Consider the following 21,022-nt stretch of genomic DNA (forward strand, 5'->3'; position numbering starts at 1 on the left):
GCGCGTAGAATAACCGCCAGACTCTCATCTCCGAGGATAAATAATGAGCAACATACTGATTATCAACGGTGCGAAAGAATTCGCACACTCTAAAGGCCAGTTGAATGACACCCTGACCGAGGTCGCGGACGGTTTCCTGCGCGACGCCGGGCATGATGTTAAAGTCGTTCGCGCAGACAGCGATTACGACACCAAAACCGAAGTGCAGAATTTCCTGTGGGCCGATGTCGTTATCTGGCAGATGCCAGGCTGGTGGATGGGTGCGCCCTGGACGGTGAAAAAATACATGGACGATGTCTTTACCGAAGGTCACGGCTCACTGTATGCCAGCGATGGTCGTACCCGCTCGGACGCATCCAAAAAATACGGTTCCGGCGGCCTGTTACACGGCAAAAAATACATGCTGTCCCTGACGTGGAATGCCCCACTGGATGCCTTCACCGATGAAGATCAGTTTTTCCATGGTGTGGGTGTCGATGGCGCATATCTGCCCTTCCATAAAGCCAATCAGTTCCTTGCCATGGCGCCGCTGCCAACCTTTATCGTAAACGACGTCATTAAAATGCCGGACGTCCCGCGCTATATCGCAGAATATCACAAGCATCTCGGCGAGATTTTTGGTTAACTGGTCGTTCAAAAGTAGACCCGACATCATTCGAGCTAAGGCTTGAGGAACAAAGGGTATAGAAGGAGTTAACCATGCTTACTGTGATTGCTGAAATCCGAACTCGTCCAGGACAACATCACCGCCAGGCGGTACTGGACCAGTTCGAGAAGATTGTTCCAACCGTACTAAAAGAGGAAGGTTGCCACGGTTATGCGCCGATGATCGACGCGGCTGCTGGCGTGAGCTTCCAGACCACCGCTCCTGACTCAATCATTATGGTTGAGCTGTGGGAAACGGTCGCACACCTTGAAGCCCATCTGCAAACGCCACACATGAAAGCGTGGGGCGACGCGGTGAAAGGCGACGTTCTGGAAACGCATATCCGTATTCTGGAACAAGGGGTTTAACCTCTCCCTCTCCCTCTCCTTTTCGGGAGAGGGAACATGATTCCCTTCCGCTTTACATTCCGGCATTACGCCGCAATCAGGTGCTTTTCTTCCCCGGCTTCAGGCCACGGTGAAACTCGTTAATGCGTTTCATCGATTTGATCGTACGTTGCGGAACGGTTGAAGCAACGGACAAAATAATCATTTCCAGACACAGCAGTACCGTGCCATGTAAAGGTATTTTGCCCTTCTCACCACCACGCGGAACATGGATCACCACGCTCGCCTCTTTGCTAAAACGTGAATCGAGGGCGTTGGTCAGCAAGATCGTCGGGATCCCCAGCCGTCGGGCTTCACGTAATGTTGTCTGCCCTTCACGATGCGCTGATTTCTGCGCCATCATCACCAGCACATCCCCCCGCTGTAAGGCGATAAGCTGTTCCGCAAGCCCAATCCCGGTGCGGTTAAGCGGAGTGGCTGGCAAGCCAATACGGCTGAACAACCTTGCGGTGTACTCCGCCAGAATACCTGACGCACCGATACCAAAAATCGCCACCTGCCGCGCCTGCGTCAGCAGTGCGACCGCCTCGGCAATCGCATAACGGTTGCCCGGCTCTGAGAGGATCTCGCAGGTATGCTGGTGTCCCTCCAGCACAAAATCGATACCTGCGTTGACGTCGCTGGTGAGGGTGTTGACCGTGGTAGACATTTTCTCACTGGAGGAAACCACCGGGCCAAACCAGTGTTCAAGCGTCTGTTTAAGGTCGCGCAGCCCGGCAAAACCGAGCGCCTGGATCGCCCGAACCACCGTGGCATCGGAGGTTTTCAACGTGGCGGCGATCTCCATCGCCGTCTGTTCCATTACCGCTTCGCGGTTTTCATTGATATAGCGGGCAACCAGCAGCAGGCGCGGCGTGAGCTGATGTCCACGGGTACGAAACCTGTCGCCATAAACATCAACCCGCGCCTTGTCTTTTCTGATCATTGCGATGCCTCCGGCAACGGACGGCCGGCAATCTGGGACTGCACCTGTGCCGCCATCAGCCCCAGCGAAGCAAAGGAGTTTGAGATCGCCTCTTCACGGGAGATCAGCACGTAGTGCCCGGTTCGACAGGCATTGAGGAACTGACACCAGCCCGGCATCACCGCATCCATTGCTGCCAGTTCATCCTGCGGTTTTCCCCCGGTATCCCCGCGCCAGGTGGCAAAAACAAAATCAGCATCCAGTTCGGGCAGGCGTTCAGCACTGACGTCAATGCGCCCGCCGTCAGGAATGCTCTCAATCAGCGGCGGGAAGGTGAATCCGGCGTCACGCAGCACGCGTCCCAGAGAATGGTAGCTGTGCATGGCATTGATTTTCCCCTGATTCGCCTGAATCACTGACACGGTGATCTTACGGGCGTCGACGGTGGATTTCAGCGCCTTAATTTGTTCCTGATAACGACGTTCAAGGATCTTGAGCCGATCTTGCGTTCCTGTCAGTTGCGCCAGTTTGCGGTAGATCTCCGGCGCACCGCCATCCAGATGATCAATACTTACCGTTGGCGCAATTCTCTCCAGCTGTTCCACCGGCGTATTCCGGGTTGGTTCAGTGATGATCAAATCCGGTTTTGCGGCGGCAATGGCTTCGATATCAATATCCGCAGTGCCGATGAATTTGATGTCGGAATTATCAAAATCGACACCCGTTAACATGCCGCTGGAGCGCAAGAAGTGGCTACCATCGGGGCGGGTACGACCATGGCTGGCAACGGGAGGAACGCCCAGTTCAATCAACGGAATGGTGATGTCCAGGTCATGGAGTGAAACGATCCGTTTCGGATGGGCAGGCACAACCACCTTACGGCCAAGATCGTCGGTAAACGTTTGGGTCGGTTCAGCCGCATTGACGGCACATCCCACCAGCAGCAACAGTGAAAAAAGTAAGCGCATCAGATCCCTCACATTAAAATTTGTCCCGTCGCTGCCACAGCAGCAGCAGGAAAAACGGTCCGCCAATCAATGAAATCACAATGCCCGCAGGCAATTGCAGCGGTAAAAATGCCAGACGACCGATAGTATCGGCCAGCAACACCAGCAACGCCCCCAGCACCGCGCTTCCCGTCAGTAACGCGGTCTGACCACCCCGCAACAGAAGACGTGCCATGTGCGGGGCAATTAATCCCACAAACCCGATACTGCCGACGCAGGAAACGCAGGCTGCGGTGAGTACGACAGGAGCAAGCACGCGAAGCAACGCCAAACGTGAGGTTTGTACGCCAAGCCCGGTTGCCGTTTGATTACCCAGCAGCGCGACATCCGCCGAACGCGCGGTGAACAACAGCAGAGCACATGCCGGAATGGCCCAGCCCAACGCGATGCTGACCAGCGTCCAGTTTGCCGCGTGCAGGCTTCCCGAAAGCCACAGCAAGGCGGTTTGCACGTCACGCACATCTGCCGTCGTCATAAAGACGCCCATACCGGCAGCGAAGGCCCAGGACACGCCGATGCCAATCAAAATGAAACGCGGACGGGAGATATCACGGGCAAGTGCCACCACCAGTAAGGCAGTCAGCAACCCACCGAACATCCCCGTCACCGGACGCCAGAACACGCTCAGCGTCGGGAACTGAAATACCAGCAGCAAGACTGCGACGCTACAGCCCTCTTTGACGCCAATAAGGCCAGGGTCAGCGAGCCCATTGCGGGTGATGGATTGCATTGCCGCTCCCGCCATCCCCAGCATCGCGCCGCACAGTAGCGCCATCAACAAGCGGGGCAACCGTATATCCATCACGATATAGCGCGCATCCGCCTCCAGGCTTTCAGGGCAAAACAGTGCACGCCCAATGGCCGAAGTGGGGATCGCCAGCGAACCGTGAGTCAACCCAAAGCCAAGCAGAATCAGAGCCAGCAATGAAAACAGCGTCAGGCACAGCAAGGCTCTGGGGCGAACCAGTGTGGAAACCTGTCCAATGCGCAATGGCCGTAACCCGGCGCGCAGGATCGCCCTGCTCATTTGAACATCCTCGAGGCCATGAAGATAAAGACTGGCGCACCGACTAGCGCCGTCATGACGCCCGTTGCCAGCTCATAAGGCATAAACAAGGTTCTGGCCGCGATATCCGCCAGCAGCAACAGCAGTGCCCCGCACAAGGCAGAAAGCGGAACGATAACCCGTAAATCCGCCGACACCAGACGGCGGATCACCTGCGGAACAACCAGGCCAATAAAGCCGATCGGCCCGGCGACCGAGACGGCCGCCCCGCAAAGCAGGGCGATTGCCAGCAGTGCCAGAAGACGAGTCTTCAGGAGTGAAACGCCCAATCCTTGCGCCATACGATCGCCCAGCGCCAGCATATTCAGTGACGGTGACAGCCAGACCGCCAGCGCAAAACCGATGGCAGCCACCCAGGAAGCAGCACGCACCATTGCACTGTTTAACCCGGCTAAATCACCGGCCAGCCAGGTTCGCATAGCAAGCAACGTCTGTTCATCAAGGATCAAGACGGCGGCGGTGATGGACGATGCAAAGGCCGACAATGCCACGCCGCACAGGGTGACTTTCATTGGCGTTAAACCGGTTCGTCCGGCCGAGGAAAACATCAGAACCAGCAGAAACAGTGCTGCTGCGCCCATCGCGGCAATCAGCGGGCGCTCAAAAGGCAGTGCCAGCCCCAGTGCACTGGTCAGTACCACCGCCAGCGCCGCGCCGGCATTCAGCCCCAGAATATGGGGCTCACCCAGCGGGTTGCGGATCACCGATTGCAGCAAGACACCCGCGACGCCAAGAGCAGCCCCGGTGATCAGGGCAGCGCCCAGACGCAACAAGCGCAGTCGGACGATAACGTTGTGGTCAAAATTGCGCGGGTCGAAATGGAGGAAGGCCTGGACCACCACCTGAGGTGCAATAAAACGCGCCCCGATCCCCAGATGCACCACGGCTCCGAGCGCCAGCAATGCCGTAAAGAGGATAAACGCCAAAGAGGTACGCATCATGGTTTTCCGGCTGAACGACGAAATGGCATGAAGAACGGTTTACCCGTCAAAGGGTTAATCGACATCTGAACCTCGACATCAAACACCGCTTTGATCAGTTCTGGTGTACAGGTATCCCCTTCGTGAAGAACCCCTTGCACTTTTCCCTGACGTAAAAAGACCAGCGTATCGCCATAGTTCACGGCGAAATTAAGATCGTGTAGTACCACGACCACGGTACGCCCGTGATGGCGAGTCAGATCGTGCAGCAGTTCAAGGATCTCCACCTGATAGCGAAGATCGAGAAATGTCGTCGGCTCATCCAGCAGGATATACGGGGTTTGCTGTGCCAGGGCCATCGCAATCCAGCAACGCTGACGTTGCCCACCCGAAAGGCTCTCCACCGAAAGATGCGCAAAATCCGTCGTGCCCGTTAAACGTAATGCCTCTTCAACCGCCTGTTCATCTTCGTCTGTCCACTGGCGCATGAAATTCTGCCACGGAAAACGTCCGCGTGAGACCAGCTCAAAGACGGTCAACCCTTCCGGCAACAGTGGCGATTGCGGCAAAATACCCAACCTGCGCGCAACCGCTTTGGTCGGTTGCTCATGGATCGCCTTGCCATCAAGGAGCGCCGCACCGCCGAGGGGGGACAACAGACGTGCGATGGTGCTGAGCAAAGTGGATTTTCCACAGCCGTTCGCCCCGACCAGGACAGTCATTTTTTGCCGGGGGATCGTAAGGGAAATATCATCGACGATGATGTTTTTCTGATAGCCAGCAGAGAGGTTCTCCAGAACCAGCCCCTGCTCTGTCGTGTTATGAGCCACGTGAACGCCAACTTAATCAAATAACAGATAAATAAAAATAAAACTCATTCTCTTTTGTGAGTTTGCCGTTGCGCCATGTAGTAGTCAAGCGAAGAAACACCCTGAAAAAACCAGGGGTAATTGTTTGGCACTACATCAACAACATTTCCTTTTAAACCATTATTTTCAACAAGTTAATCAATGTAAATTTTGCCATAAAAGACCGTTATTTCGGTGTAGCAGATTTTTTCTTTTTTCCATTTACTACTACATTTCCGCATGATTGAATGATTCTCAATTACATATTCGGAGCGTGTACTGGCTAACGAATAGACCGTTAAGGGCAATGAAACACACATTCTTCCGCGAGCATTTATTCGCAGAATATTTCGGGAAAACAGATGTAATGGCTAAGTTCACACCTTCTCTCTCTGGGGTAAAAGGGCGCGCGCTCTTTTCATTATTGTTCATCGCACCTTTGGTGCACGCAGCGGAAACCAAAACCGCTAAAGATGGCGAAACGATCACCGTCGTGGCCGATCCTGATGCAAAAACGGATGCCACTAACGGCTATCAGCCACTCAATACTTCTACCGCCACGCTGACCAATATGCCGATGCTGGATATCCCGCAGGTGGTGAATACCGTCAGCGATAAGGTCCTGGAAGATCAGCATGCCACTACCCTCGACGAAGCGCTGTATAACGTCAGCAACGTGGTTCAGACCAACACGCTGGGCGGGACACAGGACGCCTTTGTGCGCCGTGGTTTTGGGGCAAACCGTGACGGTTCGATCATGACCAACGGTTTACGTACCGTGTTGCCACGAAGCTTTAATGCGGCAACCGAACGTGTTGAAGTTCTGAAAGGGCCAGCCTCCACGCTCTACGGGATCCTCGATCCAGGCGGGTTAATTAACGTTGTAACCAAACGTCCGGAAACCCAGTTTGGCGGTTCGATCTCGGCAACCTCGTCCAGCTTTGGCGGCGGAACCGGGCAAATCGATGTCACGGGCCCTGTTGAAGGCACGCGCCTCGCTTATCGCCTGACGGGCGAATATCAGGACGAAGATTACTGGCGTAACTTCGGCACAGAGCGCAGCACGTTTATTGCGCCGTCGCTGACCTGGTTTGGCGATGATGCTACCGTCACCGTGCTCTATTCACATCGTGACTATAAGACACCGTTCGATCGCGGCACGATCTTCGATCTCGATACAAAACAGGCCGTGAACGTCGACAGGAAAACCCGTTTCGACGAGCCTTTCAACGTTACCGATGGGCAATCCGATCTCGCGCAACTTAATGCGGAATACCGCCTGAACAGCCAGTGGACCGCGAAATTCGACTACAGCTACAGCCAGGACAAATACAGCGATAACCAGGCGCGCGTCATGGCCTATGACGCGAAAACGGGCAATCTGACCCGCCGTGTGGATGCCACACAAGGCTCCACCCAGCGTATGCACACGACCCGTGCAGACCTTCAGGGGAACGTGGATATCGCCGGGTTCTACAACGAGATCCTGACAGGGGTATCGTATGAAAACTACGATCTGCTGCGCACGGACATGATCCGCTGTAAGAACGTGAAAGACTTTAATATCTATACTCCGTCCTACGGCAATCTGGACAAATGTACGACCGTATCGGCGTCTGACAGCGACCAGACCATTAAGCAGGAAAGCTACTCTGCCTATGTACAGGATGCGCTGTACCTGACTGATAAGTGGATCGCCGTGACCGGTGTGCGTTACCAGTATTACACCCAGTACGCGGGTAAAGGCCGTCCGTTTAACGTCAATACCGACAGCAGCGACGAACAGTGGACACCGAAGCTGGGCCTGGTCTACAAACTCACGCCGACGGTATCGCTGTTTGCGAACTATTCACAAACCTTTATGCCGCAGTCGTCTATCGCCAGCTACATTGGCGATCTGCCACCAGAAACATCAAATGCCTACGAAGTCGGCGCGAAATTTGACCTGTTCGACGGCATTACAGCGAATATTGCGCTGTTTGATATTCACAAACGTAACGTGCTGTACACCGAAAGCGTCGGAGATGACACCATCGCCAAAACGGCGGGCCGCGTGCGTTCTCAGGGTGTAGAAGTGGACGTTGCTGGTAAGCTCACCGAAAACACCAATATCATTGCCAGCTACGGTTACACCGATGCCAAAGTGCTGGAAGATCCAGACTACGCAGGCAAACCGCTGCCAAACGTGCCGCGTCATACCGGTTCGCTGTTCCTGACGTACGATATTAACAACGTGATCGGCGGGAATACCCTGACGCTTGGCGGCGGTGGGCATGGTGTGAGCCGTCGTTCTGCCACCAACGGCGCGGATTACTACCTGCCAGGCTACTTCGTCGCAGACGCGTTTGCGGCTTACAAAATGAAGTTCCAGTATCCGGTGACACTGCAGGTGAACGTGAAAAACCTGTTTGATAAGACCTACTACACCTCATCAATCGCAACCAATAACCTGGGCAACCAGATTGGCGATCCGCGTGAAGTGCAGTTTACGGTGAAGATGGACTTCTGATAGCAATATGCCCGGTAACATCATATGTACCGGGCATTTTATCATCACTGGTGCAGTGAAAGTCCTTTGATGACTTTATCCACTGATTTCTTTGGTCCGCGTATGGCCAGCCCGACCAGATTCATATTATCGGGATCTTCCGCAAGGAACACTTCACGGTTGGCTGCATCATGGCCGGTCGAAAACATCGCATGCACATAAGGGATAAGCGTCAGCTCTCGCTCAATGCCTTTCTGATGGACTTTTTGCAACCCGTCGATATCCGCGGCAAAGATAAGCATCGGCTGTATGGAGATATTGCCGTAGCGGCGTCCTTTCGCATCTTCATACGTCGCCCCTTTTATTTCTGGAGCCGCAAACGCGACGCCCGTTGCGAGGAAGGCAACAACATTCAATCTTTGCCACACCGGTAAATCATCACGTACAACGAAAGCTATTTTGGTATCAAACATTGGTTAAGGGTCTCCCTGAAACGTATCGAAGCGATATTTTCAGGGAGAGAAACGTCTCAGGATAGAACGTTTGAGCAACGGTTCTGATACATCATCGGTGTCATGCGGTAAGCACGCTGAAACCAGCGGCCAAGATGGCTTTGATCTGAAAAACCTACCTGGCAGGCGACAATTGCCGGGGGAACACCCTGGGCAAGGAGCTTACGGGCGGTGCGCAAACGCAGGCGGACCAGCCAGGCGTGGGGCGACTGACCAAACACTTTCTTGAATTCCCGACTCAGGCGAAAACGATCGATACCACTCCAGGTGGAAAGCTCATCAAGCCCAATATCCTGCGACATCTGGTCATGCAAATAATCCCTCACGCGGTACATCTGGTTGCGTGCGTTGCTGGCAGCAGACTGCCGGGGAGTAACAATATGGCGGGCCAGTACCGTCATCAGCCTGTCCAGGCTCTCATCACGCGCGAGCAATCCTTCTTTGTAGTGAAGGGCAAACCAGGCGTTTTCAATGGCGGCGGAAAGCAGAGGATCATCCGTGAGGGTATGACGAAAGGCAGTACTCAGTGCAGCGATATCGCCTAAATTGCGCTGCTGCATCGCGGAAGCGACCCAGAGCTGCGGCAGATACAGCATGATATAGGTGAAGCCCTCTGTTTGGGCAGAATGACCATCATGCACAGCACCGGGTTCAATCAGAATGGCTTTGCCAGGACTACTGGTATGCACCGAACGATGGCAGCTAAACCGCTGCAATCCCTGCCGGGTTACGCCCAGCAGGAGCTCGTCATGATCGTGAGGATCGTAGGCGTGGCCTTTGAAATGCGCATGTACACTTTCAATACGCGTTTCGTCATTACGCTGAAATTCGAGCCAGTCCTTGCTGAGAGCGTTATCCGTTGATCTCATCATAAAACTGGCTCACCTTTCAGATTTTACAGAAGAAAAATCAGGCTTCGATATCCGCCATATCGCCTTTCTCTTGCAGCCAGTTACGACGGTCTTCCGAGCGCTTTTTGGCCAACAACATATCCATCATGGCGTTGGTTTGCTGCTCATCTTCATCACTGATAATCAGCTGTACCAGACGGCGGGTATTCGGATCGAGTGTCGTCTCACGTAATTGCATCGGGTTCATCTCACCCAGCCCTTTAAAGCGCTGGACGTTCGGTTTGCCCTTTTTACGTTTGAGCTGCTCCAGCACACCAGCTTTCTCTTCTTCCGTCAGCGCGTAGTAAACCTCTTTACCGAGATCGATACGATAAAGCGGCGGCAGTGCGACATGCACATGGCCCTGTTTTACCAGAGTGCGGAAGTGCTTCACAAACAAGGCGCACAGGAGCGTGGCGATATGCAGACCATCGGAGTCCGCATCCGCAAGAATACAGATCTTACCGTAACGCAGTTGGCTAAGATCGTCACTGTCAGGATCGATGCCGATCGCCACCGAAATGTCGTGGACTTCCTGCGAGGCTAACACTTCATCAGAAGAGACTTCCCAGGTATTCAGGATCTTACCTTTCAACGGCATAATCGCCTGATATTCACGATCGCGTGCCTGCTTGGCCGACCCACCCGCCGAATCGCCTTCCACCAGGAACAGTTCAGTACGGTTCAGATCCTGCGCGGTACAGTCTGCCAGTTTACCCGGCAGTGCCGGCCCGCTGGTGAGCTTTTTTCGCACCACTTTTTTGGCTGCACGCAAACGACGTTGCGCACTGGAAATGGCCATTTCAGCCAGCATTTCCGCAGATTGTACGTTCTGGTTCAGCCACAGGCTAAACGCATCCTTCACCACGCCGGAAACAAATGCCGCGCACTGGCGGGAAGACAGACGTTCTTTTGTCTGGCCTGCAAACTGGGGATCCTGCATTTTCACCGAAAGCACATATGCGCAGCGATCCCAGATATCTTCCGCAGACAGCTTCACGCCACGCGGCAGAATATTGCGGTACTCGCAAAACTCACGCATCGCATCCAACAGCCCCTGACGTAAACCGTTAACATGCGTACCGCCAAGCATGGTCGGAATCAGGTTCACGTAGCTTTCGGTCAGTAGCTCTCCGCCTTCCGGCAGCCATAGCAGCGCCCAGTCCACGGCTTCCGTTTCACCGTTAAAATTACCGACAAACGGTTTTTCCGGCAGCGTTGGCAAGCCATTGATCGCTTCACAAAGATAATCGTTCAGACCGTCTTCGTAGCGCCAGGTTTGCTCGGTGTTATTAACGTTATCTTTAAACGTGATTTCTACGCCCGGACAAAGCACTGCCTTTGCTTTCAGCAGATGTGTCAGGCGCGAAACCGAAAAGCGTGGACTATCAAAGAAACTTTCGTCAGGCCAGAAATGGACGCTGGTTCCGGTATTGCGTTTGCCGCATGTCCCAACAACCTGCAAATCCTGTACCTTGTCACCGTTTTCAAACGCGATGTTATACACCTGTCCGTCACGTCTGACGTTCACTTCCACACGTTTTGACAGGGCGTTAACGACGGAGATACCCACACCATGCAAACCACCCGAGAACTGGTAGTTTTTGTTGGAGAATTTCCCGCCTGCGTGCAAACGGCAAAGAATCAGTTCAACAGCCGGGACGCCCTCTTCCGGGTGGATATCCACTGGCATACCACGGCCATCATCGATGACTTCCAGCGACTGGTCAGCATGCAGGATAACGTCTACGCGTTTGGCATGACCTGCCAGCGCTTCGTCCACACTGTTATCAATAACTTCCTGGCCCAGATGGTTTGGGCGCGTCGTATCGGTATACATCCCCGGGCGGCGGCGAACCGGCTCAAGCCCGGTGAGTACCTCAATGGCATCAGCGTTATAGGTTTGCGTCATGATTTAACTAGCAATTCGCAGTGATTGTCAGAGATTGTGCAGTCCAAGAAAATCGACAATCTGGGTGAAATGATTCTCAAAGCCCGTGAAAGCATGGTTTCCGCCCTCTTCTATAGTCTGGCGGCAAGAAGCGTAATACGCCACTGCCTGGCGGTAATCCAGCACTTCATCACCCGTCTGTTGTAGCAACCAAAGAAGATCTGGCGCGTCCAGCGGGTCGACCTGCATAACTTTAAGATCGTAAATATGGCGAGACTCTAGCACATATTGCTGTCCGGTGTAGGGGTTCTCGTTCTGACCAAGAAAGTCCCTTAATAACTCGAATGGCCGCACCGCGGGATTGACCACTACAGCCGGTAACATAAAGCATTGCGACAGCCAGGTGGCGTAGTAGCCACCCAATGACGATCCCACAATGCCAAATGGCTCTCCACCATGTGCAAGCACAATAGATTCCAGCAATTCTGCTGCCTCAGCAGGGTAAGGCGGGAGTTGCGGGACAATCATCTCAATATGGGGATGATGCACTTCCAGCCATTGCCGAAACTGCGTCGCTTTCGCAGAACGCGGAGAACTGTTGAATCCGTGCAGGTAAAGAAGCGTAGACATCAGTAGCCTTCTGAAGCAGTATCTGGACGGAATTTTGCCCCAGACAGGCGGCAGACTTCGGTCTTCAGTGAACCGTCGGCATAAAGCTCCAGCCAACGCCAGCCTGGCGCGATGGTATCCAGCGTGAAATTGGCGCAATGGGGCTTAAACTGGACGCAAGTAGAGGGCGTTGCCAACAGGCGGCGACCGTTCCAGTCAAGATCCTGTTCCTGATGAATATGTCCGCACAGCAGATATTTCACGCGTGGAAACTTCACCAGTACACGGTCCAGCGCAGCAGAATTACGTAAACTGTGCTGATCGAGCCAGCTACAGCCTGCCGGCAGCGGGTGATGATGGAGTAGCAGCAACGTATGACGTTCCGGCTCAGCCATGAGCTTTCTCTCCAGCCATTCGAGCTGAAACTCACTGAGCTCGCCATGTGGAACACCAAAGACCTGGCTATCAAGCAGCAGCACTTGCCACTGCTCGCTTGCAAAAACACACTTTGCTGGAGAGATACCCGCATCCTGGAGAGCACTGTACATCGCAGGCTGGAAATCATGATTACCCGGCAACCAGACGCAAGGCACGCTAAAGCTCGCGATCCCTTCAGCAAAATGCTGATAGGCCGCGGAAGATTGATCCTGCGCCAGATCACCCGTCGCGACAATCAAATCGCATACGCGTTTTTCGGCATGAATCGCGTTGAGTACGGCTTGATAACTCTCCCAGGTGTTCACTCCCAGCAGAGTTTCATGCTTTTCGGCAAACAGGTGAGTATCAGTAATTTGTAATATCCTGACTGGCGCCCCACCAGCAACAGTCAGGTTCAACAGGCTTTCCAAATGGTGTCCTTAGGTAGGTTTATGACGCTAACAAACCGGAATCGCCATTGCTCCATGTGCTAAACAATATCTTAGCCAGTCAGCTAAAAACTGGTTAATTTGATGCTTTTCGTCGCGTTGATGCAACTTTTTATTAGGGTAATCATATCGCGCTTTGAAGCGAAAGATCTGCTGGCTTGAACACACTTCAGCGACCATTGCATCATGATACAGCCGTACCGTCATTGATGGCAGGCTCCAGTAACTAATACTGGGCGCTGTCTGTTCGATTTCCACCAGCGTAGTGTAACGTGTTGATTCAGTTATCGTTATCCGATACTGCGCGTTGCTCACCTGATAGCTTACCGTTTCGCCGGGCGCATCATTTCGCGGCAGCAGGCGGCGCAATTGTGCGAAATTGGTTTCGCACAAGCGCATCATTTCTGGGAAGTCAGGTGTATAACGCTTCATTTTTTCCACTCGTTTCGTAATGTCTGATAATGCAGCTGCAGCCATTGCAGGGCGATGACAGATGCTGCGTTGTCGATTTTCCCCTCTTCTACCCACTGGTAAGCCTGCTCCCGACTTACCACATGAACACGAATATCTTCGTTTTCATCAGCCAGACCGTGAATACCCTCAGCCGTCGTGGCGTCCACTTCCCCAACCAGAATCGACAAGCGCTCGCTCGTCCCGCCTGGGCTCGCAAGATAACTCAGCACCGGCTTAGTACGCCCGACAACCAGTCCAGCTTCTTCGAGCGCCTCGCGTCGGGCAACGTCCTCTACCGATTCGCCTTCTTCAATCATCCCTGCCACCATCTCCAACAGCCAGGGGCTCGGGCTGGTGTCGTAAGCCGCAATACGGATCTGTTCAACCAGTACCACTTCATCACGCACTGGGTCAAAGGGTAGCAAGACTGCGGCGTGCCCGCGCTCAAAAATTTCACGACGAATTTCACCACTCATCTGACCGTTAAACAGCCGATGCCTGAAACGGTAAAGATCCATCGAAAAAAAACCGCTATATAGCGTTTCTCGTGCAATAATTTCTACATCGTTTTTGGCGAATGTCACTGGCAACTGTTCTGGTTTTTTCATTAGGCATGTCCTGATAGCAATAGTGATGAAATCATGAATTTCAAGGCTGTTTGGCTACCGTTTCTGGGGCTATATGATAGATTGGTGCAAAATACCGCCAGATGGCACGTAACGCCAACCTTTTGGTGTGGAAGATTCTGTTAGAATCGGCAATTATTTTTAATTAGATCAGCGCTAATACTGCTTCACAACAAGGAATGCAAATGAAGAAATTGCTCCCCATCCTTATCGGCCTGAGCCTGACGGGCTTCAGCGTAATGAGCCATGCAGAGAATCTGCTACAGGTCTATCAGCAGGCACGTCTGGGTAACCCTGACCTGCGTAAATCGGCGGCCGATCGTGATGCTGCGTTCGAAAAAATTAATGAAGCACGTAGCCCGCTGCTGCCGCAACTGGGATTAGGTGCTGATTATACCTACAGCAATGGTTTCCGCGACTCTAATGGCGTGAACTCCAACGCAACCAGCGCTTCTCTGCAATTAACCCAGACCCTGTTTGATATGTCCAAATGGCGTGCACTGACGTTGCAAGAAAAGAGCGCAGGCATCCAGGATGTAACTTATCAGACCGATCAGCAAACACTGATCCTGAATACCGCGACAGCCTACTTCAATGTGCTGAGTGCGATAGATTCACTCTCTTACACTGAAGCGCAGAAACAGGCTATCTATCGCCAGTTAGACCAGACGACTCAACGTTTCAACGTGGGTCTGGTGGCCATCACTGACGTTCAGAACGCCCGTTCGCAGTACGACAGCGTACTGGCAAACGAAGTGACCGCGCGTAATAACCTCGATAACGCACTGGAATCACTGCGTCAGGTCACCGGGAACTACTATCCGGAACTGGCCTCTCTGAACGTGAGCAGCTTCAAAACCGACAAACCGCAGGCGGTGAATGCCCTGCTGAAAGAAGCTGAAAACCGCAACCTGACGTTGCTGCAAGCACGTCTGAGCCAGGATCTTGCTCGTGAGCAAATTCGCCAGGCACAGGACGGTCACCTGCCAACGCTGAGCCTGAGTGCCTCAACTGGCGTGTCAGATACCAGCTACAGCGGCTCAAAAACGCATGGCGCCAATAGCACCCAATATGACGATAGCAATCTGGGTCAAAACAAAGTCGGCCTGAGCTTCTCCCTGCCGCTGTATCAGGGTGGGATGGTCAATTCACAGGTGAAACAAGCGCAGTACAACTTTGTCGGCGCAAGCGAACAGCTGGAAAGCGCGCATCGCAGCGTAGTACAGACTGTCCGTTCTTCTTTCAACAACGTGAATGCCTCTATCAGCAGCATCAACGCCTATAAACAGGCCGTTGTCTCTGCGCAAAGCTCTTTGGATGCGATGGAAGCAGGTTACTCTGTGGGCACACGTACTATTGTTGATGTGCTGGATGCAACCACCACGTTGTACAACGCGAAACAACAACTTTCCAGCGCGCGCTACACTTACCTGATTAACCAGCTGAATATCAAATCAGCTCTGGGTACGCTTAACGAGAAAGATCTGGAAGCGCTGAACAGCACGCTGGGTAAACCGGTTTCCACTACGCCAGATAGCGTTGCGCCGGAAAACCCACAGCAGGATGCGAATGCTGATGGCTACAATGCGAGCAGCACCGCTCCAGCGGCTCAGCCTGCTGCCGCACGTACAACCAGTACAGCGACCAGCAGCAAAGGCAACAATCCGTTCCGTCATTAAGTATCGCGCTTAAGTTCTTTGTTTATAGGGTCTGCAATCCTGCAGGCCCTATATGTTCGCTCTCTGGTGCAAAATCACATGCGAACGTAAGCCAACGTAAAGATCCCCCGGTTTCTCCCCCTCTTCGCTTCATTTTCGACCACTCATCCTCTATCCTGAGGCTTATTTACTTCGTTCTACCACTGGGTCCTGGAAGACAAAAATGAAACGGACAAAATCCATTAATCACGCATCGTTTCGCAAAAGCTGGAACGCGCGTCACCTTACCCCTGTCGCACTGGCAATAACGGCTGTCTTTATGCTGGCAGGTTGTGAAAAAAGCGATGAAACGGTATCGATGTATCAGAATGCCGATGACTGCTCTGCCGCCACTGGCAAAGCGGCTGAATGTACCACCGCTTACAACACCGCACTGAAAGAAGCCGAGCGTACTGCACCGAAATACGCAACACGCGAAGACTGTATCGCCGAATTCGGTGAAGGCCAATGTCAGCAGACGCCAGCGCAGGCAGGCACTGCACCTGAAAATCAGGCTCAGGCACAATCCAGCGGCAGTTTCTGGATGCCACTGATGGCAGGTTACATGATGGGTCGTATGATGGGCGGCGGTGCAGGCTTCCAGCAACAGCCTCTGTTTAGCTCTAAAAACCCGGCCAGCCCGGCTTATGGTCAATACACTGATGCCAGCGGCAAAGGCTATGGCGCAGCACAGCCTGGCCGCACCACGACCGTACCCAAAACGGCAATGGCTCCAAAACCTGCCACCACCAGCACCATTACCCGTGGCGGGTTTGGCGAATCTGTCGCGAAACAGACCACGATGCAGCGTAGCGCGACCGGCTCCTCCACGCGCTCAATGGGCGGCTGATCATGGAACGAGTCAGTATTGTTGAGCGCCCGGACTGGCGTGAAAAAGCCACTGAATACGGTTTTAACTTTCACACTATGTATGGCGAACCGTACTGGTGTGAAGATGCTTACTACAAGCTGACGCTTGCGCAGGTTGATAAGCTGGAAGAGGTTACCGCAGAGCTACACCAGATGTGCCTGAAAGTGGTCGAGAAGGTCATCGGCAGCGATGACCTAATGGCCAAATTCCGTATTCCAAAGCACACCTGGAGCTTTGTACGTCAGTCATGGCAAACCCATCAGCCCTCACTCTATTCACGCCTTGATTTGGCATGGGATGGCATTGGTGAACCTAAGCTGCTGGAAAATAATGCTGATACGCCGACCTCGCTGTACGAAGCGGCTTTCTTCCAGTGGCTCTGGCTGGAAGATCAGGCCAATGCCGGTAACCTGCCAGCAGGCGCTGACCAGTTTAACAGCCTGCAGGAAAAACTGATTGAGCGTTTTGCTGAGCTGCGCGAACAACACGGTTTTAATCTACTGCACCTTGCCTGCTGCCGCGACACGGTTGAAGATCGCGGTACGGTTCAGTATTTGCAGGACTGTGCCGCCGAAGCGGAAGTTGCGACTGAATTCCTGTATATCGAAGATATTGGTCTGGGCGAAAGAGGCCAGTTCACCGATCTCCAGGACCAGGTGATCAGCAACCTGTTCAAGCTCTACCCCTGGGAATATATGCTCCGCGAAATGTTCTCGACCAAGCTTGAAGATGCTGGCGTTCGCTGGCTGGAACCGGCCTGGAAGAGCATTATTTCCAACAAAGCCTTGCTGCCGCTGTTGTGGGAGATGTTCCCTGACCACCCAAATCTGCTGCCGGCGTACTTTGCCGAAGACGATTACCCGGCAATGGAGAAGTATGTTGTTAAACCGATCTTCTCCCGCGAAGGGGCGAATGTGTCGATTATCGAAAACGGTAAAACGCTGGAGGCGGTTGAAGGGCCATACGGTGAAGAAGGGATGATCGTCCAGGCGTTTTATCAACTGCCGAAATTTGGTGACAGCTATACGCTGATCGGTAGCTGGCTCATTAACGATCAGCCAGCCGGGATCGGTATTCGTGAAGACCGGGCGCTGATCACGCAAGATCTGTCACGTTTTTATCCGCATATTTTTGTGGAGTAATTTGCTGGGCCCGGCGGCACGTCGCCTGCCGGGCCTGTTCGTTTTAGCCGACCTGCACCGACAACATACTCAAACTCCCCATCTCAATCCCATCGACTGGAATAGTTATCGGCTCCTGACCATCCCATGCCCCTAATACATACAGCAGCGGCAGGAAGTGATCCGGTGTCGGGTTAGACAGCGATCCCCCTTCGTGATCCATATAATTCACCAGCGGATGCTGTTCAACCGGGCCCTGCCAGGTCAGATTCGCTTTAACGTAGTCGTTGAATGAGGTCGCCCACGGATAAGGCGTATTTTCCCCATGCCAGCGTGCAGTGCGCAGGTTGTGCACCACGTTCCCGCTCGCAACCAGCATGATGCCTTCATCGCGCAGTGTCGCCAGCTTACGGCCGATTTCCATATGCCACGCGGCCGGTTTTGTGCTGTCGATACTGAGCTGCACCATCGGGATATCCGCATCCGGATACATTTTAATGAGTACGCCCCAGGAACCATGGTCAAAGCCCCAGGCTTCTTTATCCAGTGCGACAGGAACAGGCGACAGTAAATCAACCAGTTGCTGTGCGAGGGCTGGTGAACCAGGAGCCGGATAATGCGTGTCATACAACGCCTGTGGGAATCCGCCGAAATCATGAATAGTTTTCGGCGCTTCCATTGCCGTCACGCCAGTACCACGGGTGAACCAGTGTGCTGAAATCACCACAATCGCTTTCGGACGCGGCAACGTCTCTCCCAGATGACGCCAGGCGCGGGTATAGACGTTATCTTCCAGAACGTTCATAGGGCTACCGTGGCCTAAAAACAGTGCTGGCATACGAGAAGAAGTCATGGTGATATCCTTACATAAGATGTCGTTTTGATGGTTATACATTACGCGCAATCAGGCAAAGATGAACCTGGATAAGCGTGATGATCATCTTCAGGAAATTTGAACGTAAGGAATGTGTAAAGCAGAGATGCCCCTCTCGCTTTGCCTCGAATGAATCATTAATATTAATGAGAATCATTATCATAAGGAGCGGTAAATGTCAGTCCCCTTGATCCTGACCCTACTCGCGGGTGCAGCCACTTTTATTGGCGCTATTCTCGGCGTCATTGGCCAGAAGCCTTCCAACCGGGTGCTGGCATTCTCACTCGGTTTTGCCGCCGGGATTATGCTGTTAATCTCCCTGATGGAAATGCTGCCAGCCGCGTTGGGGGCTGAGGGTATGTCTCCTGTCTTAGGCTATGGCATGTTTGTATTTGGGTTGCTGGGCTACTTTGCGCTTGACCGTATGCTCCCGCATGCGCATCCCCAGGATTTAATGCAAAAAAACGTGACACCACTGCCACGCAACATTAAACGCACGGCTATCCTTCTCACGCTGGGTATCAGCCTGCATAACTTCCCGGAAGGCATTGCCACCTATGTCACGGCCAGCACCAACCTTGAGATGGGCTTTGGCATCGCGCTGGCTGTTGCATTGCACAATATTCCTGAAGGACTCGCCGTAGCCGGGCCGGTTTATGCCGCAACGGGTTCAAAACGGACAGCAATTTTCTGGGCTGGTATCTCAGGCATGGCTGAAATTTTTGGGGGTATACTGGCGTGGTTGATACTCGGAAGCCTGGTATCACCAGTGGTGATGGCAGCGATCATGGCCGCAGTCGCGGGCATTATGGTGGCATTGTCAGTTGATGAGCTGATGCCGCTGGCGAAGGAGATCGATCCCAACAACAACCCCAGCTACGGCGTGTTATGCGGTATGTCGGTAATGGGATTAAGTTTAGTGCTCTTGCAAACAGCAGGTATTGGATAAAAAACGCCGGGCAATCCCGGCGTTTTTCAACAATCAGCTGGCTTTACGTTCGTGCGCCTGGCGGTATTCCACCAGATCTTCAATCGTAACAACGGGCATGTTATGCAGACGCGCAAAGGTGATGCACTCTGGCGCACGAGCCATCGTGCCATCATCGTTAGTCAGTTCACACAACACACCCGCCGGTTTGAAGCCTGCCAGCGTCACCAGATCGATAGTCGCTTCAGTGTGGCCGCCACGCGTCAACACACCACCCGCTTGCGCACGCAGGGGGAACACGTGGCCAGGACGGTGCAGGTCTGAAGGTTTTGCGCCATCAGCGATAGCGGCACGAACAGTGGTCAAACGGTCAGCCGCAGACACACCTGTCGTCACGCCATGCGCGGCTTCAATGGTCACGGTAAAGCCCGTACCAAAGGCACTGGTGTTGTTTTCAACCATCATCGGCAGGTCAAGCTGCTTACGACGATCTTCGGTAATACACAGGCATACGATGCCGCTACCGTGACGAATGGTCAGCGCCATCTGTTCAACGGTCATGTTTTCGGCGGCAAAGATCATGTCGCCTTCGTTTTCACGGTTTTCATCGTCAAGCACCATCACACCGCGGCCTTCGCGCAGTGCATCAAGAGCGTGTTCAACACGTTGAGTTGAAGTGCCAAAAGAGGAAAGTAGCGTCTGATTCATGGTAAAAAAACCTCATTAATATTATGGTTACCAGAATCAGGGCAGTCTTAGGAGCGCCGTATAAGCGGCAAAAAAATAACGTGAGCGGGCCATGCCCGACTGGATCGTTACTCTCTCCCATCCGGACTCTAACCGTCGGCCCCGGAATTACACCGGATCTGCTGACCTTTGAGTTTTCACCCAAAGCGCTCGCGGGCTTTCAGCGTTATGCTGATTTACCGCCGGTGGGGAATTTCGCCCCGCCCTGAGAATAAGCGAGATAACTATAACGCTATTGATTATCCTGGGCAATGCATAAGCTTCAAACAATTCTGGTTTATCCTGGAGCATGACGCGCTACAATGGTTATCAACACCGTTTCATCAAGGGAAGCCACAATGATTGACCCGAAAAAAATTGAGCAAATTGCGCGTCAGGTCCACGAATCCATGCCAAAAGGTATCCGTGAATTTGGTGATGACGTTGAGAAGAAAATCCGCCAGACGTTGCAGGCGCAGTTGGTTCGCCTTGATTTAGTCAGCCGTGAAGAGTTTGACGTGCAGACGCAGGTTTTGCTTCGCACTCGCGAGAAGCTGGCGTTGCTGGAGCAGCGTTTAACCGAGCTGGAAAACCGTAATGTACCGGAAGAGGTGAAGCCAGCACCAGCCATACCACCAGTGGACGAAGCAGAATAATATGCTCATCTCCCCG

The 21,022-nt window shown here is 53.2% G+C and carries 22 protein-coding genes and 1 riboswitch; of the genes, 8 read left to right on the top strand and 14 right to left on the bottom strand.

All coding sequences use genetic code 11. The features are described from left to right. Positions 1-43: 43 nt before the first annotated feature. Positions 44-625, top strand: coding sequence for an NAD(P)H-dependent oxidoreductase (locus HV346_RS19485; protein ID WP_181620815.1), 582 nt, complete (start codon positions 44-46; stop codon positions 623-625). A gap of 74 nt (positions 626-699) precedes the next feature. Then, positions 700-1,014: a putative quinol monooxygenase gene (locus HV346_RS19490; RefSeq protein ID WP_181620816.1), complete on the top strand. Its 315-nt coding sequence runs from the start codon at positions 700-702 to the stop codon at positions 1,012-1,014. A gap of 76 nt (positions 1,015-1,090) precedes the next feature. Here the strand turns inward: HV346_RS19490 and HV346_RS19495 are convergent, their stop codons facing one another. Genes HV346_RS19495 through HV346_RS19515 form a run of 5 tightly spaced genes read right to left on the bottom strand, consistent with a single transcriptional unit; the run spans position 1,091 to position 5,780 of the window. Continuing rightward, positions 1,091-1,978: a MurR/RpiR family transcriptional regulator gene (locus HV346_RS19495; protein ID WP_181620817.1), complete on the bottom strand. Its 888-nt coding sequence runs from the start codon at positions 1,976-1,978 to the stop codon at positions 1,091-1,093. Further along, complete coding sequence (locus HV346_RS19500) at positions 1,975-2,925, bottom strand: iron-siderophore ABC transporter substrate-binding protein (RefSeq protein WP_181620818.1); 951 nt, start codon at positions 2,923-2,925, stop codon at positions 1,975-1,977. Before HV346_RS19500 ends, HV346_RS19495 begins: the two co-directional genes overlap by 4 nt. A 13-nt stretch (positions 2,926-2,938) precedes the next feature. Continuing rightward, complete coding sequence (locus tag HV346_RS19505) at positions 2,939-3,976, bottom strand: iron ABC transporter permease (protein WP_181623837.1); 1,038 nt, start codon at positions 3,974-3,976, stop codon at positions 2,939-2,941. A gap of 11 nt (positions 3,977-3,987) precedes the next feature. Next, entirely contained in the window at positions 3,988-4,971 is a 984-nt protein-coding gene (locus tag HV346_RS19510) for an iron ABC transporter permease (protein ID WP_181620819.1), read from the bottom strand. Next, positions 4,968-5,780, bottom strand: coding sequence for an ABC transporter ATP-binding protein (locus HV346_RS19515; protein ID WP_181620820.1), 813 nt, complete (start codon positions 5,778-5,780; stop codon positions 4,968-4,970). The genes HV346_RS19510 and HV346_RS19515 overlap by 4 nt, the downstream gene beginning before the upstream one ends. A 385-nt stretch (positions 5,781-6,165) precedes the next feature. On the opposite strand from HV346_RS19515, the gene HV346_RS19520 reads away from it, so the two are divergent. Further along, positions 6,166-8,307 (top strand): TonB-dependent siderophore receptor, encoded by a 2,142-nt coding sequence (locus tag HV346_RS19520; RefSeq protein ID WP_181620821.1) that lies wholly within the window; start codon positions 6,166-6,168, stop codon positions 8,305-8,307. Positions 8,308-8,351: 44 nt separating this feature from the next. Here the strand turns inward: HV346_RS19520 and HV346_RS19525 are convergent, their stop codons facing one another. Genes HV346_RS19525 through nudF form a run of 7 tightly spaced genes read right to left on the bottom strand, consistent with a single transcriptional unit; the run spans position 8,352 to position 14,115 of the window. Further along, positions 8,352-8,759, bottom strand: a complete 408-nt coding sequence (locus HV346_RS19525; protein ID WP_181620822.1) for a DUF2000 family protein — start codon at positions 8,757-8,759, stop codon at positions 8,352-8,354. Between the two features lie 56 nt (positions 8,760-8,815). Beyond that, positions 8,816-9,667 carry an AraC family transcriptional regulator gene (locus HV346_RS19530; protein WP_181623838.1) on the bottom strand — a complete coding sequence of 284 codons (852 nt, stop codon included), beginning with the start codon at positions 9,665-9,667 and terminating at the stop codon, positions 8,816-8,818. 40 nt (positions 9,668-9,707) lie between these two features. Beyond that, on the bottom strand, positions 9,708-11,600 hold the full coding sequence (gene parE / locus HV346_RS19535) for a DNA topoisomerase IV subunit B (RefSeq protein WP_181620823.1): 1,893 nt from the start codon (positions 11,598-11,600) through the stop codon (positions 9,708-9,710). Between the two features lie 27 nt (positions 11,601-11,627). Continuing rightward, entirely contained in the window at positions 11,628-12,209 is a 582-nt protein-coding gene (gene yqiA, locus HV346_RS19540) for an esterase YqiA (RefSeq protein ID WP_181620824.1), read from the bottom strand. Further along, positions 12,209-13,036: a 3',5'-cyclic-AMP phosphodiesterase gene (cpdA, locus tag HV346_RS19545; protein WP_181620825.1), complete on the bottom strand. Its 828-nt coding sequence runs from the start codon at positions 13,034-13,036 to the stop codon at positions 12,209-12,211. Before cpdA ends, yqiA begins: the two co-directional genes overlap by 1 nt. A 27-nt stretch (positions 13,037-13,063) precedes the next feature. Then, on the bottom strand, positions 13,064-13,486 hold the full coding sequence (locus HV346_RS19550) for a DUF1249 family protein (RefSeq protein ID WP_181620826.1): 423 nt from the start codon (positions 13,484-13,486) through the stop codon (positions 13,064-13,066). Beyond that, entirely contained in the window at positions 13,483-14,115 is a 633-nt protein-coding gene (gene nudF, locus HV346_RS19555) for an ADP-ribose diphosphatase (RefSeq protein WP_181620827.1), read from the bottom strand. The genes HV346_RS19550 and nudF overlap by 4 nt, the downstream gene beginning before the upstream one ends. Before the next feature lie 203 nt (positions 14,116-14,318). Between nudF and tolC the strand changes: the two genes are divergently transcribed. The 3 genes from tolC to HV346_RS19570 all read left to right on the top strand — a co-directional run bounded on the left by tolC (position 14,319) and on the right by HV346_RS19570 (position 17,843). Continuing rightward, a complete protein-coding gene (tolC, locus tag HV346_RS19560; protein WP_181620828.1) occupies positions 14,319-15,812 on the top strand; it encodes an outer membrane channel protein TolC in 1,494 nt (497 codons plus the stop codon). Positions 15,813-16,014: 202 nt separating this feature from the next. Next, entirely contained in the window at positions 16,015-16,680 is a 666-nt protein-coding gene (locus HV346_RS19565) for a DUF1190 family protein (RefSeq protein ID WP_181620829.1), read from the top strand. Between the two features lie 2 nt (positions 16,681-16,682). Then, positions 16,683-17,843, top strand: coding sequence for a glutathionylspermidine synthase family protein (locus HV346_RS19570; protein ID WP_181620830.1), 1,161 nt, complete (start codon positions 16,683-16,685; stop codon positions 17,841-17,843). Positions 17,844-17,886: 43 nt separating this feature from the next. Here the strand turns inward: HV346_RS19570 and ygiD are convergent, their stop codons facing one another. Further along, positions 17,887-18,675 (bottom strand): 4,5-DOPA dioxygenase extradiol, encoded by a 789-nt coding sequence (gene ygiD / locus HV346_RS19575; RefSeq protein ID WP_181620831.1) that lies wholly within the window; start codon positions 18,673-18,675, stop codon positions 17,887-17,889. Positions 18,676-18,871: 196 nt separating this feature from the next. On the opposite strand from ygiD, the gene zupT reads away from it, so the two are divergent. After that, complete coding sequence (gene zupT / locus HV346_RS19580; RefSeq protein WP_181620832.1) at positions 18,872-19,645, top strand: zinc transporter ZupT; 774 nt, start codon at positions 18,872-18,874, stop codon at positions 19,643-19,645. Between the two features lie 33 nt (positions 19,646-19,678). Here the strand turns inward: zupT and ribB are convergent, their stop codons facing one another. Beyond that, complete coding sequence (ribB, locus tag HV346_RS19585; protein ID WP_033146666.1) at positions 19,679-20,332, bottom strand: 3,4-dihydroxy-2-butanone-4-phosphate synthase; 654 nt, start codon at positions 20,330-20,332, stop codon at positions 19,679-19,681. Between the two features lie 105 nt (positions 20,333-20,437). Continuing rightward, a riboswitch (FMN riboswitch) is annotated at positions 20,438-20,588 on the bottom strand. Positions 20,589-20,709: 121 nt separating this feature from the next. Between ribB and ubiK the strand changes: the two genes are divergently transcribed. Further along, positions 20,710-21,006 carry a ubiquinone biosynthesis accessory factor UbiK gene (gene ubiK, locus HV346_RS19590; protein WP_181620833.1) on the top strand — a complete coding sequence of 99 codons (297 nt, stop codon included), beginning with the start codon at positions 20,710-20,712 and terminating at the stop codon, positions 21,004-21,006. Positions 21,007-21,022 lie beyond the last annotated feature (16 nt).

Source organism: Enterobacter sp. RHBSTW-00994 (genome assembly GCF_013782625.1).
GTDB lineage: Bacteria > Pseudomonadota > Gammaproteobacteria > Enterobacterales > Enterobacteriaceae > Enterobacter.